Raw genomic sequence first — 16,234 nt, 5'->3', positions numbered from 1 at the left:
CCGGCATTCAATGACTTCTCTTTTTCCCTCGCTTTATGGCACCAGACGTCGCAAAGAATTTTAATGCCATCACAGAAAAGATATTATCTCGCCATCTTTTTGTGACATTTCACCCAACCCCGCAACATCTCTGTGACAGCAAGAAATGGGTAACGCAATAATGAGTTGTACTCTGCAAACAATAGTTTTACACGGTAAAACAACCCCCTTATCCCGCAAGGCTGCGCTTTGCCGGGCACGACGTCTGTAAAGAGGTAGAACATGTCTGAAAAGATAAATGCTTCAACTGCGCCCTCAGAGCTGGAAAAGCAAACGGTAAAGCGCGTCGTCTGGCGAATTTTGCCCTTTTTAATCGTCTGCTATCTGATCGCGATTATTGACCGCGGCAATATTGGTATGGCCTCCCTGCAGATGAATGAAGATCTCGGGCTGTCTAAAGCCGTTTTTGGTCTGGCAAGCAGCCTGTTTTTTGTCGGCTATTTTCTGTTTGAAGTCCCCAGCAACCTGGCGATGCAAAAGATTGGTGCCAAGATCTGGATCTCGCGCATTATGATCACCTGGGGCATTGTGTCGGTCTGTACCGCTTTTGTGCAGAGCCGTGAAATGCTTTATGTGCTGCGTTTCCTGCTGGGTGCTGCCGAAGCGGGCTTTTTCCCTGGCGTGATCCTCTACCTGACCTACTGGATCCCCGCTAAATACCGCGCCCGTGTCATTGCCACTTTTATGGTCGCTATTCCCGCGGCTAACTTTATTGGCTCACCCATTTCCGGTGCCATTCTTTCACTGGACGGCTGGTATGGGCTGCGCGGCTGGCACTGGCTGTTTATTCTGGAGGGGATTCCTGCTGTGCTGTTGGGTATCGCAGCCTTCTTCGTGCTGAGCAACCGTCCGGATAATGCAGGCTGGCTCACGCCTGAGCAGCGCAGCTGGCTCTCATCCACGCTGGCAGCGGAAAATGCCCAGCGCAAAGCCATTGGCCATATTTCGCTGTGGCAGCTGCTGCGCCATAAGCACATCTGGGTCATGGCGCTGATTTACGCGGGTGCCTCCGCTGCGGGCTCAACGCTCAGCGTCTGGTCGCCACAGCTGCTGAAATCATTCGGTCTGGATAACTTTACAACCGGTCTGGTCAATGCCATCCCTTATGGTCTGGCCTCGGTGTTGATGATTGTGTGGGGCCGCAGCTCCGATCGCACCGGTGAGCGCCGCTGGCATACCGCCTTAACGCTGTTCCTGATTGCCGGTGGTCTCCTGTCTGCCTTTATCAGCGACTCGCTGATCGGCAGCGTAGTGATCCTGTCACTGGTTCTGATTGGTGCCTACTCAATGAAAGGTCCCTTCTGGGCGCTGGCGTCGGGCTGGTTATCCTCTTCAACCGTGGCAGCAGGGCTAGCGGCGATTGGTGCAGTGGCTAACCTGATTGGCGGCGGTGTAATGGTGAACGTCTACGGCATGATCAACCAGTCAACCGGCAGCCATACGCTGGCCATGCTACCGCTGGCGGTGCTCTGCGCGGCAGGCGGGATTGCAGTACTGGTGCTGGGCCGTAAGTCGCAGCTGCGCGTTGAGGTGCAGGCACCGGCTAAATAATCAGGCAGGAAGCCGGCAGGGATACCGGCTTCCTCTTAACTTTTACAGCTCTCGGTTCCCGTTAACTCAGTCACGTCACCCCGTTCAGTCTGTCAGATGAAGGTCAACCTCAGCTGACGCCTCGGCAAATCAAACGCCAGTATCATACAGGCGGTTCCGGTTAACGCTCTCGCAGAGAAAACGTCATTTCCGTGTAGGGCGCGTTCGCTCAGGCATGACATCATGCTTTGCTGAAGCCGCCCTGCGAACATTTGCACCTTGCCAACGCTAATCCGGCATTCACGACTCAGGCTGACGGGTTGCGTGCAATCGTAAAACGTCATGCTGGCACTGAGCGGCTTCAGGCGACCACGCACCCTGCGACACTTTCGGCAATGGGAGCTGTCGTTTAGCCGCGCAGCGAATCACAGCGGGCATAATACGCGCGATAAGGCGAATCATCACAGCCACTGCCTGTCGGGTAGTTAACCGTTTCATTTTGCAAAACTGCGCTGCACACCGTACAACCACCCTGACCCGTGTGGGATGAGTATGAACACCGATAACGAACGCTTTGTGATGTAAACACGATGTAAATCACAAATTGCAGGTTACAATCTCTGTCGTCAAATTCAGGAGGATAAAGATGGGAAATGAAGGCGTAGTGGCAGTAGAGAAAGCGCTCTCCCTGCTGGACTGCTTTAAACCGGGCGAAGAGGCGTTAACGCTGACTGCACTTGCCCAGGCGTCCGGACAGCATAAAACCACGGTGTATCGCCTGATGAATTCCCTGGAGCGGATGCACTATGTAATCCGCCGGGAAAACGGCACTTATTCCCTTGGCCCACGCTTGCTCTATCTGGGTAAGCTTTATGAGCAATCTTTTCATCTGGCGAGTATTGTGCAGCCAGAATTGCACGCGCTGGCGGCGTCAACCGGCGAAAGCGCGTCCTGGTATGTTATCGAAGACGGACAGCGGCTCTGCCTGTTTCGCGCGGAATCGTCGGAGGGGCTGCGGGAAACGCGGCTGGCGGGAAGTTCGCTGCCGCTGGATAACTCCGCCATCGGTCAGGTGCTGCGCTTCTGGGGTCTGAACGAACCGCTGTTTGACCAGACGCCTGCGCTGCCGCTTTACAGTTCCGGTATCCGCGACCCGCACATCGCGGCGTTTTCGCTGCCGGTGTTCGGCGAAGGCGATAAGCTGTCTGCCGCGCTGGCGATCACCGGTCCTGTATCGCGTCTGACGCTGGACCGAAGCGAAAATGGCGTCGCCCCGCTGATGCAGGAAACAGCCTATCGCCTTTCAACGCGCCTGGGTGCCAGTAAAAGCTTCTGCGACCGTTTTTTTTCGCGCTAGTCTCTGCGGCGGTCATCTCTTAATGGCCGCCCCCTCTCTGTTAGCGTAAGTCACACTGTCTGTTGAGAAGTCCGTTCTGCTTCATACAGAAAGCAGCGAGAGCGGGTAAGGATCCCCACAAGCGAGCGTTTTTACTTCAGGAGGACGAGGTATTAGCCTCGTGCAACGTATCCAACGCCTGGTCCAGCGCCTCAACCTCAAGCTGACCGGGCGCGGATGCCTCGCCCAGCGTGCCAAAGGTCAGATTACTGCCAAAAACTTCACCCGACAGGCGGGTCACCGCACCCAGCCCGCCCATCGCCATGGTGATGATCGGTCTGTCGCTGCGCTGGCGCATTTGCCAGGTGATGTCCATCAGGCGACTGACGTCCTGCGGCGTTTTCGGCATCACGGCAATTTTCAGGATATCTGCGCCGTGCGCCTCTTGCCACGCCAGACGGTTCAGCATATCGGCATTGTCAGGTGTAGCGGTAAAATCGTGACAGGACAGGATGACCGCAATATGCCGCTGGTGCGCCTGCGCTACCAGCCGATCCACCGCCTGTGCACCCATGCGCATTTCAATGTCGATCACATCGGCAAAACCTTCAGCGAGCCACTGCTGACAGAGCGCGATATAGCGGTCGTTATCCGGCGAGAGGTTACCGCCTTCGGCTTCGGTTCGCAGCGTCAACAGCAGCGGTTTTCCCTTCAGCTCGCGCCGCATCGCCTGACCAAGCTGCGTGACCTTGTCGGCCTGCATGGCAAAGTCGAGCTTATCAACACGCAGTTCAACCATCTGCACCTGGGGGGTTTGTGCCGCCTGCCGCGCCAGCTTTAACGCGCTGTCGCTATCCGCACCCGTGGTGGAAACGATAATCGCCGGTTTACCCTGTTGAATGGTCAGATTACCAACCTGTAGAGGCTTTATCCTCGTCGATAACGGCTTCGCAGCCGCTGCGGAAACCGCCATCATCAGAAGCGCTAACGGTGTTTTCAGCATTAAACCTCTCCTTGTCGGGATTTAAAGGCAAGTTTTAAGATCTAGTTCACCCTTTCGCCGTCAGCAAGAAACAGAGCGCATTAGCTGATGCACTGATGCCGGGGATCCATCAGCAACGAACGCTTTTTGGGCAATCGCAGAGTGCAGAGACGCCGCAGGGGATGGTCGACGAGCCCTCGAGGACGCCGTTTGCATAAAGCAGGAGAATGTCAGGGTGCAATGGTCTGGCAACCACTCAACCGAACGGGTTAATCAGGCTTCAGGGCAGGCGCAGATCCGTCAGCGACGCGACTGGATTCAGGGCCAGCCCGAGAAACGTCGTCAGCACGCCGCCAGTAGCGGGCATAAAAAAACCGGCCAGCGACCGGTTTTCTGTTTACAGCGGCCTGGATCAGGCGGCCACGCCCTTGGTCTGGGTGGCGACATGCCCTGCCCACAGGCTGGCGACCCACTTCACGCCTTTGGCGGTAAAGCGCGCCTGTGAAAACGCATGCTGGTTTTCACCGGTGCCCGAGCGCAGCGTAAAATAGCCCGCCTGCATATGGTGATGCTGAGGCGTCAGTACACCCTTATCACGGTACATAATGTTACGTTCCAGAAGGAACTGGCGGAAATCAGGCTCTTTTACTTTCAGCATCTTGCACAACTGACGGAAGCCAAGCGAATCGGTAACCTCAACGAAGCGGTCGAAAAACTCCGCCTTTGGGGCAGACAGCGCCAGCTGCTGTTCGGCAGCGCGCCGCTGCTCAAACTGTTCTGCCCAGGCACGCGCGGCTTCCGCCGGGTTAGTAAAATCAGGCAGATGCGCCACTTTTTCACGCTCCTGCCATTTATCCAGCAGATCGGCGGTAAAACCCGGTGACAGTCGCGCCACAGCCAGCAGCGAGTCACGCTTGTTCAGGCAAAACTCCTGACGCATCTCTCCTTCATGCTCGTAAAGGTTGATCGTGACCGGCTGCGAAAGCCGCTGCGCGGTTTCCAGGCTTTTGATCAAACGTTTTACTTCGCCGTGGGTGATGCCGGTCAGTCGGGCAATTTCACGGCTGCTCATCAGGACAGAAGCGTTCAGAGCAGAAAGATTTTCAGTAGAAAACATCATCAGCGTCACCTCTTGCAAACGTACCCAGCCGTCAGGCCTGTTGAATTAGTATACAGGGTACTGTTGTTATATCCAGTATTTTTTTTAAGCGTTTTAGTTACTGAATTGCCGTCTCGCCTGATTGCGCAACAGCCGCCGCGCTTGCGTAACCCTTCTGAACAACCAGGCTTAATCAACTTCCCCCTCTGATCACCTGTGACCGTGCCTGGCTGTCAGGGGAACAGCGTTCGCTGCACGCGTCTTTCCACGTGCCGTCGCAGCAACGGGCACCCATATCAAGAAAGGATATTGCTATGAGAGCACTCACCTACCATGGCCCGCACAAGGTTCGCGTTGAAACCGTTCCGGATCCTGTCCTGCAAGAACCCGACGATATTATTTTGCGCGTAACCGCCACGGCCATCTGCGGCTCCGATCTTCATCTCTATCGCGGCAAAATACCCGGCACTGACCACGGCGATATTTTTGGCCACGAGTTTATGGGGGAAGTTGTGGAAGCGGGTGCGGCGGTAAAAAACGTGGCGGTCGGCGACCGTGTCGTGGTGCCCTTTGTTATCGCCTGTGGGGACTGCTTTTTCTGTCATCTGCATCAGTATGCTGCCTGCGAAACCACCAACAGCGGTCGCGGTGCCATTCTGAATAAAAAGAGCATTACCCCTCCTGCTGCGCTGTTCGGCTTCAGTAACCTCTATGGCGGCGTGCCTGGCGGTCAGGCAGAGTATGTTCGCGTACCGAAAGCAAACGTCGGCCCCTTTAAAGTGCCGCTGGCACTGCCGGATGAGAAAGTACTGTTTCTCTCTGACATTCTGCCCACTGCATGGCAGGCGGTACAGAACGCAGGACTCGAGAAAGGGTCCAGCGTGGCAATTTTTGGCGCCGGCCCGGTCGGTTTACTGAGCGCCGCCTGTGCACGCTTGGTGGGTGCGGAAGCGATCTTTATGATCGACCACAATGCGTATCGGCTGGATTTTGCACGTGAGCGTTACGGTGTCACGCCCATAAATTTTGATGACATTGACGATCCTGCGGCATGGATCATTGAGCATACCAAAAACCATCGCGGCGTCGACGCGGTGATCGATGCCGTCGGCTTTGAAGCCAAGGGCAGCCTGACTGAAACCGTGCTCAGCAATCTTAAGCTGGAAGGCAGTAGCGGCAAGGCGCTGCGTCAGTGCATTGCTGCCGTGCGACGCGGAGGCATCGTCAGCGTGCCTGGCGTTTATGCTGGTTTTATCCACGGCTTCCTGTTTGGCGATGCCTTTGACAAGGGGTTAACGTTCAAAATGGGCCAGACGCACGTTCAGGCCTATCTGCCTCATCTTCTGTCGCTGATTGAACAGGGGTTGCTGACGCCAGAAGAGATCGTCACGCACCATATGCCACTGGAAGAGGCGGCAAGGGGCTATGAGATCTTTGAAAAGCGCAAAGAGGATTGCCGCAAGATTATTCTGGTGCCGGGAATGGCATCGCAGAACGTCAGCCACTGACAGCACAGGCCAGGCTGCATCAGCAGCCTGGCGGCCGTTATCGCACGATATCTTCATCGCTGTCATTCAGTTCTGACAGCGATATCTCGCGCGACGGCGCATTATCGAGTCGGTCCCCATACTCGCCTCGCACGTCCGGCAAACTGGTGAACTGCCCGTCAACGAACAAAAAACTCAGCTGCTGCGCCACATCCTTGAGCATCTCATCCGCCTCATTTTCTGAGGTGCCTTTTACCTCTTTCCCATCCAGCTGCCAGCGCAATTTGCCGCCAGCCTGCTCGGCACCACCAATATCTATTACATGACCATCAATATTTTCCACCAGCAGGCGCGACTGGCAGTAATAGAGCAGGTAAGGCATCATGTCACGTTTATTTTCAGGCATATTTTCTCCTGCGACAGAGTAGTTCTGCGATTAAAAATGGAAATAATAACGTAGCGCATAAATCGCCCAGTAAATGCCGTTCGCAGCCAGATAAATCCAGCATCCCCAGTAAGCAACGGGTTCACGTTTCGTGCGAAGTTTAGGCAGGAAAGCCAGCAGATAACCTGCGGAAGCGATTAGCGAAACGAAATAGAAAAACTTCATCCTCCCTCCTGAAAGTCATTTATTTACTAGAAGGATAGCCAGTTTTTATCGCTTGTTGCTGACCTGAAGAATAAATAGCGTTATGGCAGGGTGTTCCGCTGCGCTTAATAGCGCGGAAACAGACAAGAGCAGAAGAATAAAGATAAATCGGCGATGTCGTGAATGTGTTAACCGGCCTTGTTGTTGTCAGAGACTTTTTTGCTTCAAATAAACCAGACTGCCTCATTTCAGGAAAAACTGAAACGCTGCCCGCCATGCACAGCGTTCCGGCTAAGAGCGTCAGGCGTCTTTCTTTAGCAAACGCGGCAGCTGGTTTTCCAGCTCCAGCAGACAGGCATCCATCATTTTTTCTGTTTCCTGCTTCACTTTCTGGTAGTTACTGGCCTGCCAGTCAGCAAGCGGTGCAGTCACTGCCGCAGGCTCGCAGCTGGCAACCGTATAGGCGCTGAAGAGCGTACCGCCCTCAGGACGCTTATAAAAGATCACGCGGTAAGAGAGGTCATAGTGACTGTTAGCGCTGGAGAGATCGGAATAGACCAGCGACCAGTGTGACGCGCCAATAAACAGCACATTCTGGTAGGCATAGCTGCCGCCGTTTTGGTCCAGATAGTGGGCGATTTTTGCTTCTGCCTTCGGGCCAAAATAATGGCGGGTCGGCTCAGGCAGTGCATCAACCGTGGTGCCGCGATAGCCTTTTTTATCAAACATATCGGAACTAAAGCTAAAGCCGCCCAGCACCGCACCCACGGCGGTGAGGCCCGCTACAACACCGGTCGAGGCAGGCCCAACGACGCGCAGGTAGTGATCGGCATAGCGACTACCGTTCATGTCAGGCTGCGCCAGGGAGGTATTAACTTCCAGCGTGCTACCGCCTGAACCTTTAACGATCGTTGGTTTTTTACCGCCTGCACATCCTGCCAGAAGCGTGACTGACAGCGCGCCAGCAACAAGGGCCTTTATTTTCACTGAGTTTTCCTTTGTTAGCATCCCTAAAGCATCTTATGCCGCCCGAATAGCTTCCTCAGCACGGCACAAGACAACCTGACCTTATTAACGGCGGCAGAAAGGTAAGCTTTAGTAATCAATTCAACTTATTCACGGCGGAGACTATGCTTAACAGCGGAGGTGACAACCATGTGTGGACGCTTTGCGCAGTACCGCTGCCGGGATGAATACTTTGATGCGCTCGGCATTGAGGATGATCAGTTGGTTTACGATCCTGAGCCTGTCGGACGCTACAACGTGGCACCGGGCACCCGTGTGCTGCTGCTTAACATGCGTGACGAGCATCTGCATCTTGATCCGGTGTTCTGGGGTTACGGCCCCGAATGGTGGCATAAACAGCCGCTCATCAACGCGCGTAGCGAAACTGCACCCACGGGACGCATGTTCAAACCGCTCTGGCAGCATGGTCGTGCCGTTGTGCCTGCCGACGGCTGGTTTGAATGGAAAAAAGCGGGAACGCGCAAGCAGCCCTATTTTATCTACCACCAGCATCGCGAGCCGTTGTTTTTCGCTGCAATAGGCAAAGCGCCGTTTGATAAAGCGCACGCAAAAGAGGGGTTCGTCATTGTTACCGCAGCCAGCAACAGAGGAATGGTGGATATTCACGATCGTCGGCCACTGGTGCTGCGCCCTGAGGCAGTAGAAGAGTGGCTCAGTGCAGAGACGTCGCCAGAACGGGCGCAGCAGATCGCTGAACAGGCTGCTCTGCCCGAAAGCGACTTTCGCTGGCATCCGGTAACGAAAAAGGTAGGTAATACTCATAATCAGGGTGAAGAGATGGTCGCGGAGACGGCTGAAAGCGATTAACTGCTTTTCAGAACGAGACGGGAAAAAAAGATTGCAGTAAACTTTTCCCTTCTTTCCTACAGCAGTGAATGATTGTGAACAACGAAGCGCACTCTCCGGTCAATGTTCCCCAGTCCATCCCGGCACGCAACCGCATGTTCCGGGCCTTGCTCAACCGCGATAAGACGCCCGTGGCGGTCCTTATCTCTGCCGCACTGGTCGGCACGCTTGTCGGTTTGGTGGGCAGTCTGTTTGCTAAAGCGGTTAACGGGGTACAGCATCTCCGCCTGTCATGGGCCACACCTGCTCTCTTTTCCGGCTGGCAGCTCTGGCTGCTGGCTTTTCTCCTGTCGGCGCTGCTGGCAATGGCTGGCTATTTTCTGGTTCGCCGCTTTGCGCCTGAAGCCGCAGGTTCCGGCATCCCTGAAATTGAGGGCGCATTAGAAGAGCTGCGTCCGGTACGCTGGTGGCGCGTAATCCCGGTTAAATTTTTCGGTGGTATGGGATCGCTTGGTGCGGGGATGGTGCTCGGGCGTGAAGGACCAACGGTGCAGCTTGGCGGCAATATCGGCCGCATGGTGCTCGATCTTCTGCGCATCCGCAGCGATGAAGCGCGTCACTCTTTGCTGGCAACCGGCGCCGCAGCCGGGCTGGCGGCGGCCTTTAACGCACCGCTGGCAGGCATCCTCTTCATTATTGAAGAGATGCGCCCGCAGTTTCGCTACAACCTCATTTCCATTAAGGCGGTTTTTACCGGCGTCATCATGGCGAGCATTGTGTTTCGCCTGATGAACGGGGCCGCACCAGTAATCTCGGTCGGTAAGCTGGCAGACGCGCCAGTGGAGACGCTCTGGCTCTATCTGGTGCTGGGCATGCTGTTTGGCGTCGTCGGCGTGCTGTTTAACCGCCTGATTTTTCTCTTCCAGGATGCGTTTACCCGTCTCTACGCCGGACGTATCTGGCGCGCTGTTGCGACGGGTGGCCTGCTGGGTGGCGGCTGTGGCGTACTGGCGCTGTGGTTTGCCCCTGGCACCGGCGGCGGCTTTGAGCTGATCCCACAGGCGGCGGCTGGAGACTATGCGCTGGGCGCGCTGCTGCTGATTTTTGTCATCCGCCTGTTTACTACCCTGCTCTGCTTTAGCTCTGGCGCGCCGGGCGGCATCTTCGCGCCCATGCTGGCACTGGGCACCCTGTTAGGCACGGCGTTCGGCGTACTGATGGCCGATATTTTTCCGCTCTATCATCTGCAACCCGCGACCTTCGCCATTGCGGGCATGGGCGCGCTACTTGCCGCGTCGGTACGTGCACCGCTGACTGGCATTGTGCTGGTGCTGGAGATGACCGATAACTATCAGTTGATCCTGCCGATGATTGTCACGGGACTGGGCGCGACGCTGCTGGCCCAGTTCCTGGGCGGTAAACCGCTCTACTCCTCTATCCTGGCCCGGACGCTGGCGCGTCAGCAGGCAGAGCGCGGCAACGTTTAGCGCACCTTGCCACGAAAGACCCAGAAGGCCCAGCTGTGATAGATCAGCGTCAGCGGCATTACCACTGCCGCGCCAGTCAGAACAAAGCGTTGCGTGACCGCTGAAGCTGCACTGCGGTGCAAATCGTGCTGGTAAGGGATGAGCCAGGGATAGAAGCCGCAGGCGACCCCGGTAAATACAGCGGCAATCAGCGCCAGGGTCAGCGCCAGTTGCCAGGTTGCGCGGCCACGCCAGAGCGCCATCAACTGGACCAGCCAGAGAAAACCAATCAGCGCGATGGCGATTTTGCCCGGCCAGCGCTGCCAGCTGCTCATCCAGATGTCGCGATTAAGCAGAAGCACCGACAGAAACAGTACCAGTGACAGCACCCAGCAGAGCCAGGCCAGCGCGCTGGCTTTGTCATCCACATCCTGTCCGATGCGCCAGCGCAGCCAGCAGCAGCCGAGCAACAGATAGATCGTGACCAGCCCCAGTCCGCATAGCAGAGGCGTCAGAGCCAGTCCTGTCTCCAGGCCACGATGGGGTTCCGCGCTGAACACCACCCCCGCACACCAGCCTTGCAGAAAGGCAGCCAGCAGTGAACTGGCACACATCAGCCGATCGAGCCAGCGGCGCAAGGCCGCCTGCGCCTGCGCGCGGTACTCCAGCGCCAGCCCACGCAGGAAAAGCGCCAGCACCATCGCAAACAGTGGCCCGCACAGCGTAGTGAACAGCGCGCTGTAGACGGCGGGAAACAGCGCGAACATCCCCCCCGCTAACAGTACCAGCCAGGTCTCGTTGGCATCCCAGATCGGCAGCAGGGTATTGACCATGCGCTGGCGCTGCGACTCCTGCTGAAACACGGTAAAAAGTATGCCGACACCCAGGTCAGTGCCGTCCAGCATCACGTAAATCAGCATGGAAAGCAGCAGCGCCAGCGCCGCAAAATCAGCGATTGTCATGGAGACGTCTCAATCTTTTGCGTGACAACGTCACTCTCACAGGGCAGCGGTCCGCCGGTCAGGCGCAGCAGATAGTGCAGGCCCAAGGCAAAACTAAAGCCATAGACGACAACAATGGCGGCAAGAACCGCTAGCGTTGTTGAGAGCGAAAGCGGCGAAATAGCGTCAGCGGTGCGCAGCATGCCGAACACCGTCCACGGCTGGCGGCCTGTCTCCGTCACCAGCCAGCCAGAGAGCATGGCGATAAAGCCTGCCGGCGACAGCCAGACCAGCATTTTCAACAGGCCAGGAGAGGCTATCAGCCTGCCACGCCAGTGCTGCACGCTGGCGATCAGGCTGGCAACCAGCATAACGATGCCCAGACCAACCATCAGCCGGAAGGCGAAAAAAACCAGCGCAACGGGCGGCAGATCCTGTGCGTCAAACTCGCTCAGGCTTTTGATATGGCCTGACAGGTTATGGCGCAGATAGAGCGATGCCACATCAGGAATGGCCACTTCCAGCCGGTTACGTTGCGCCTGCTGATCGGGCAGCGCGAACAGCCTTAGCGGTTCGCCGTCACCAGCAGCAGGAGGATGCCAGCTGCCCTCAATCGCCGCCAGCTTGGCAGGCTGGTACGCCAGGGTATTTTCTCCATGCAGATCGCCGAGGGCTATCTGTAACGGCACCGCCACCAGCGCCACGCTCAGCGCGACGGTCAGCATGCGGCGCGCCGCCAGCTCTTGTCGGTTGCGCAGCAGCCGACGCGCCGCCACGCCAGCCATCATAAAGGCAACGGCGATCAGCGACGCCAGTAGCATATGGCTAAAGCGAAAAGGAAAGGACGGCGCAGAAAGTACCATCGCCCAGCTTTCCGGCAAAAAACGTCCACTCTCATCGCGGGTAAAGCCAGCGGGTGTCTGGAGCCACGAGTTTGCGGCCAGAATCCAGAAGGCGCTCAGCAGAGCGCCCAGCGTAACAAAACAGGTGACGATAAAATGGATGCCGGGCTTAATCTTGCCCATGCCAAACAGCATCACGCCGGTCAGCCCCGACTCCAGGAAAAACGCGACCAGCACTTCATAAAACAGCAGTGGGCCAATGACGGCCCCCACCTTTTGCGACAGCCCTGACCAGTGCGTGCCGAACTGCACCTCCATGACCACGCCGGAGACTGCGCCGACAGCGACCGTCAGCGCAAAGACTTTTAGCCAGATGTGCAGCGCTTCGCGCGCGCCCGGTGCTTTTCCCCACAGCCAGCGCGCTTCAAACCAGAGCAAAAACGGAGAGAGCCCGAGCGTCAGCGCCGCCAGGGTAATATGCATCCCCATGGTAAGCGCAAACTGGCCGCGCGACAGCAGCAGCACCCATCCGGCGTCACTCATTGCTCGGTTTTCCGCTGTAGCGGGTAATCGGCTTCTCCTCCTCGCGCTGCATGCCTGCGGAAAACGCCTCCAGCGCGGCGAACAGCGGGCGCAGTCCCTGCCATAGCTTTTCATCATTCAGCAGATGCAGTACGCCGCGTAATCCCGGTGCGGCGTGCTCCTGCTGCGTCGCGTCGCTGGCGGGCTTCATGGCCATAGCCGCATCGCGCAGCGCCAGCAGAATATGATTAAGGCGCTCCGGTGGAATGGTGCTGAGCGTCATCAGGATCAGCGACAGGTTTTGCATTGCGCTCTGCGTACCCGGCCGGTTCAGCCCCGCCACCAGAATCTTGCCAATATCGTTATTGGCTTTGATGGCGTCATTGGCCAGGCGCAAAAAGCCGTGCTGGTGCAGATTTTCCACCAGTTCATCCATCGCTTCCTGCGCGGTTTTCTCAGTGCGTGTTGGCGGTACGGTATAGGAAAGACGTTCGGCCATTAAAATTTCTCCGGGTGGTCAACGTGTTCAGGCGGCTCAACGTAGCCGTCCTGCTGCCACTTCTGCTCAACAGGCAAATGATCCAGCGGTGTGCGCTGGCCGTGGCGGAAATTGTGGCGCGGGATAGGGTCAGGCTGCGGTGACCGCGTCAGCTTTTTCATGCTGACAGCGATCTCTTTATAGGCCGGCGTATTCACGTCGGAATCGTGATGATTGCCAGTCAGCCCGTTAACGCCCGGCTTGCCGTGATGGATGGGAATAAACAGCACGTTGCCGGCCACGCGATCGGTCACCACAACCGGCACCTCCAGCGTGCCGCGCCGCGAACTCAGCGCCACCCACTCGCCCTCCTGAAGCCCGCGCTCCTGGGCCAGTTGCGGCGAGATCTCAACGAACCAGTTGGGTGACAGCGACATCATTCGCCCACCCTGACCCGTCTGATTAGTGGACTGGAAGTGCTCCAGCATACGGCCGTTATCCAGCATCAGATCATACTCCGCATCCGCCTCTTCCACCGGCGGCTGCCAGCTCAGCGGATAAAGGCGCGCTTTACCATCCGGAAATTTAAACTGCTCGGTATAGAGCAGCGGCGTGCTCTCTCCGTCCGCCGTTACCGGCCAGATCTGTGACTGCCAGCCCACCAGACGATCGTAACTGACGCCTGCGAATATCTCCGCGATACTGGCGGCTTCTGCCATGATAGCCCCGGGGTTAGGGTAGTCCCAGCGGTGACCCAGACGCGCGGCAAGCTCCGTGAAAATCTGCCAGTCGGGACGGCTGTCGCCCAGCGGCTTCATCGCCGGAGAGAAGTGCTGAATGCGGCGTTCGGTGTTAACAAAAGTGCCCTCTTTTTCCACGCTCGGCGAACCGGGCAGCACCACATCGGCGAACTCAGCGGTGCGGCTCATGAAAATGTCCTGAACCACCATAAAGTCGAGGCGGCTGAACGCCTCATGCACGTGGGTAGCGTTCGCGTCAGAGAAAGCGGTCTCCTCACCGGTAATGTACATCGCACGCAATTTTCCCTCGTGAGCGTGCTGCACCATCATAAAGTTGTCTGCACCGGGCTGGTCGGAAAGCGCCTCTGGCGTCACCCCCCAGGCGCGCGCCCATTTTTCACGGATCGCCGGGTCGCTGACTTTTTCATAGCCCGGATAGACGTTACTCAGACAGCCAAAGTCGCTGGCACCCTGCACGTTGTTATGGCCGCGCATCGGATAACCGCCGGTGCCGGGGCGACCATAGTTGCCGGTGACCAGCAGCAAGTTAGAAAGCGCGGTGCTGGTGTCAGCGCCGTGGCTGTGCTGGGTAATGCCCATGGCCCACAGCAGGCAGACGCTCTCCGCCTGACCGATCATCTCCGCCGCTGCGCTTAGCTCCGCTACGCTCAGGCCCGTGACCTCACTGGCAAACGCCAGGGTAAAAGGGGCCAGCGAGGCGCGATACGCCTCAACCTGACTGACGCGCCGGGTGAGAAAGTCTTCGTCGGCATAGCCGTGATCGAACATATATTTCGCCATAGCAGAGGCCCAGACCATATCGGTGCCGGGTTTAATGCGCAAAAAGCAATCGGCGCGCTCCGCCATTTCGTGACGGCGCGGATCCACCACCAGCAGCTTCTGGCCGCGATGCTTATGGCTCTGTTTAATGTGCGAGGCGATAACCGGATGGTTCTCTGCCAGGTTACTGCCAACGGTGATAATTAAGGCCGTTTTCTCTAAATCGCGCAGGGTGCCGGCATCACCGCCATAGCCAACGGTGCGGAACAGCCCTTCGGTCGCCGGGTTCTGACAGTAGCGCGACGAGTTATCAACGTTGTTAGTGCCAAAAATCAGCCGCGCAATTTTCTGCGTCAGATAGGCCTCTTCATTACTGGCTTTACTGGAGCCAATAAAGCCGATGGCGTCGCCGCCGTACTGGCGCGCCACGTCGCGCAAGCCCTGCGCCACCCGCTCCAGCGCCTCGTCCCAGCTGGCGGGCCGAAAGCGGCCGTTTTCACGGATCAGGGGCGTGGTCAGGCGCTGCGGGCTGTTAACGAAGTCCCAGCCGAACTTGCCTTTTACGCAGGTTGAAATGCCATTAACGGGCGCATCGGCAACCGGCTGCACCTTCAGAATATGGCGATCGCGCGTCCATATTTCAAAGCTACACCCCACGCCACAGTAAGTGCAGACCGTTTTGGTGCGTGTGATCTCCGCCTGGCGCAGCGCATCGTCAATCATCGAGATACCGGTAATTGGCTCCATGCCGATGCTGTTTTCCAGCGATTTAACGAAGTCGATCATGGGCCGCTTCAAATCTTCATCCATGGCCGTGAAGGGGCCAGCGTCGGGCTGCATGGTTTTCTCCAGCAGCGCGTTGCAGGGGCAGACCGTGACGCAGTGCCCACAGCTGACACAGCTCGATCCCGCAATCTGCGTGCCGCCGTCCCACAGCACGCGAGGGTGCGCCTGGGTGTAGTCGATACTGAGCGTTTCATTAACTTCTACGTTCTGACACGCCTCCACGCAGCGGCCGCACAGAATGCACTGGTCAGGATCGTAGGTATAAAAGGGATTCGAATGATCTTTGCTGGTGGGTTTGCGCTGGTAGGGATAGTACTGAATGGGAATATGCATATCCGCCACGGTGTTGTGCAGCGTGCAGTCACCGGTGTTGTGCTCGCACACGGTGCAGTAAAGCTCGTGGCGGTTAAGGATGCGATCCATCCCTTCCTGCTGCGCCGCGCGCGGCCATTCGCCTTCACTGTTAATCTCCAGCCCCTGAAACGTGCGCAGCGTACAGCCTCGTACCTCTTCTCCGTTCGCCTCAACCCAACAGACGTCACAACTCTCCAGCGGAGGCAGCGCGGGGTGATAACAGACGTGAGGCAGCTTTTTTCCCTGTTCGGTGAGAAAGTCGATCAAGGGCTGATTAATGGCCCCGGTTAGGGGCTCACCATTATAAATAATGGTACAAGTTTTCTCTGACATTTAACGCCTCGTTTCGACATTGCAATGGGCAGGCTGCCAGCGTGCTTTCGGTTTTTATGTAAAGTTATGTGTTTAGCTTAGTGTTAATTAACGCATCTGCCACACAGCAGCATCACTT

General features: G+C 57.0%; 15 protein-coding genes. 5 read left to right on the top strand and 10 right to left on the bottom strand.

Annotation, left to right across the window (positions count from 1 at the left end):
* The first annotated feature begins 261 nt into the window (after nt 1–261).
* Together HP564_RS02520 and HP564_RS02515 are read left to right on the top strand one after the other, a co-directional pair.
* Entirely contained in the window at nt 262–1,590 is a 1,329-nt protein-coding gene (locus HP564_RS02520; protein WP_371239853.1) for an MFS transporter, read from the top strand.
* 625 nt (nt 1,591–2,215) lie between these two features.
* Nucleotides 2,216–2,926 carry an IclR family transcriptional regulator gene (locus HP564_RS02515; protein WP_371239851.1) on the top strand — a complete coding sequence of 237 codons (711 nt, stop codon included), beginning with the start codon at nt 2,216–2,218 and terminating at the stop codon, nt 2,924–2,926.
* Nucleotides 2,927–3,062: 136 nt separating this feature from the next.
* On the opposite strand, the gene aroD is transcribed toward HP564_RS02515, so the two are convergent.
* Nucleotides 3,063–3,908 (bottom strand): type I 3-dehydroquinate dehydratase, encoded by an 846-nt coding sequence (aroD, locus tag HP564_RS02510; protein ID WP_371239849.1) that lies wholly within the window; start codon nt 3,906–3,908, stop codon nt 3,063–3,065.
* 391 nt (nt 3,909–4,299) lie between these two features.
* A complete protein-coding gene (locus HP564_RS02505; protein ID WP_371239847.1) occupies nt 4,300–5,007 on the bottom strand; it encodes a phage antirepressor KilAC domain-containing protein in 708 nt (235 codons plus the stop codon).
* A 293-nt stretch (nt 5,008–5,300) separates the two neighbouring features.
* Here HP564_RS02505 and HP564_RS02500 point away from each other — a divergent pair, with 293 nt between their 5' ends.
* On the top strand, nt 5,301–6,494 hold the full coding sequence (locus HP564_RS02500) for a zinc-dependent alcohol dehydrogenase (protein ID WP_371239845.1): 1,194 nt from the start codon (nt 5,301–5,303) through the stop codon (nt 6,492–6,494).
* Between the two features lie 37 nt (nt 6,495–6,531).
* Here HP564_RS02500 and HP564_RS02495 read toward each other — a convergent pair whose 3' ends face one another.
* Genes HP564_RS02495 through HP564_RS02480 form a run of 4 tightly spaced genes read right to left on the bottom strand, consistent with a single transcriptional unit; the run spans nt 6,532 to nt 8,049 of the window.
* Nucleotides 6,532–6,879, bottom strand: coding sequence for a hypothetical protein (locus HP564_RS02495; protein ID WP_371239843.1), 348 nt, complete (start codon nt 6,877–6,879; stop codon nt 6,532–6,534).
* A 30-nt stretch (nt 6,880–6,909) separates the two neighbouring features.
* Nucleotides 6,910–7,083, bottom strand: coding sequence for a hypothetical protein (locus HP564_RS02490; RefSeq protein WP_371239841.1), 174 nt, complete (start codon nt 7,081–7,083; stop codon nt 6,910–6,912).
* A 19-nt stretch (nt 7,084–7,102) separates the two neighbouring features.
* The gene (locus HP564_RS02485) at nt 7,103–7,339 is read right to left on the bottom strand and encodes a hypothetical protein (RefSeq protein WP_371239839.1); all 237 of its coding nucleotides are present in this window, start codon (nt 7,337–7,339) and stop codon (nt 7,103–7,105) included.
* A gap of 23 nt (nt 7,340–7,362) precedes the next feature.
* On the bottom strand, nt 7,363–8,049 hold the full coding sequence (locus HP564_RS02480; protein ID WP_371239837.1) for a hypothetical protein: 687 nt from the start codon (nt 8,047–8,049) through the stop codon (nt 7,363–7,365).
* A 168-nt stretch (nt 8,050–8,217) separates the two neighbouring features.
* Between HP564_RS02480 and HP564_RS02475 the strand changes: the two genes are divergently transcribed.
* Nucleotides 8,218–8,895: an SOS response-associated peptidase family protein gene (locus tag HP564_RS02475; protein ID WP_371239835.1), complete on the top strand. Its 678-nt coding sequence runs from the start codon at nt 8,218–8,220 to the stop codon at nt 8,893–8,895.
* 68 nt (nt 8,896–8,963) lie between these two features.
* A complete protein-coding gene (gene clcA, locus HP564_RS02470; RefSeq protein ID WP_371239833.1) occupies nt 8,964–10,361 on the top strand; it encodes a H(+)/Cl(-) exchange transporter ClcA in 1,398 nt (465 codons plus the stop codon).
* On the opposite strand, the gene HP564_RS02465 is transcribed toward clcA, so the two are convergent.
* Genes HP564_RS02465 through fdhF form a run of 4 tightly spaced genes read right to left on the bottom strand, consistent with a single transcriptional unit; the run spans nt 10,358 to nt 16,116 of the window.
* Complete coding sequence (locus tag HP564_RS02465; protein WP_371239831.1) at nt 10,358–11,302, bottom strand: cytochrome d ubiquinol oxidase subunit II; 945 nt, start codon at nt 11,300–11,302, stop codon at nt 10,358–10,360. The genes clcA and HP564_RS02465 overlap by 4 nt on opposite strands.
* Nucleotides 11,299–12,666: a cytochrome ubiquinol oxidase subunit I gene (locus tag HP564_RS02460; RefSeq protein WP_371239829.1), complete on the bottom strand. Its 1,368-nt coding sequence runs from the start codon at nt 12,664–12,666 to the stop codon at nt 11,299–11,301. The genes HP564_RS02465 and HP564_RS02460 overlap by 4 nt, the downstream gene beginning before the upstream one ends.
* Nucleotides 12,659–13,144 carry a DUF1641 domain-containing protein gene (locus HP564_RS02455; protein ID WP_371239827.1) on the bottom strand — a complete coding sequence of 162 codons (486 nt, stop codon included), beginning with the start codon at nt 13,142–13,144 and terminating at the stop codon, nt 12,659–12,661. Before HP564_RS02455 ends, HP564_RS02460 begins: the two co-directional genes overlap by 8 nt.
* Nucleotides 13,144–16,116 carry a formate dehydrogenase subunit alpha gene (gene fdhF / locus HP564_RS02450; RefSeq protein WP_371239825.1) on the bottom strand — a complete coding sequence of 991 codons (2,973 nt, stop codon included), beginning with the start codon at nt 16,114–16,116 and terminating at the stop codon, nt 13,144–13,146. Before fdhF ends, HP564_RS02455 begins: the two co-directional genes overlap by 1 nt.
* Nucleotides 16,117–16,234: the final 118 nt, after the last annotated feature.

It is taken from the genome of Pantoea sp. KPR_PJ (genome assembly GCF_041386365.1).
Taxonomy (GTDB): Bacteria; Pseudomonadota; Gammaproteobacteria; order Enterobacterales; family Enterobacteriaceae; genus Pantoea.
The sequence above is the reverse complement of the archived record's forward strand: the minus strand, read 5'-3'. Positions and strand labels throughout refer to the sequence as shown.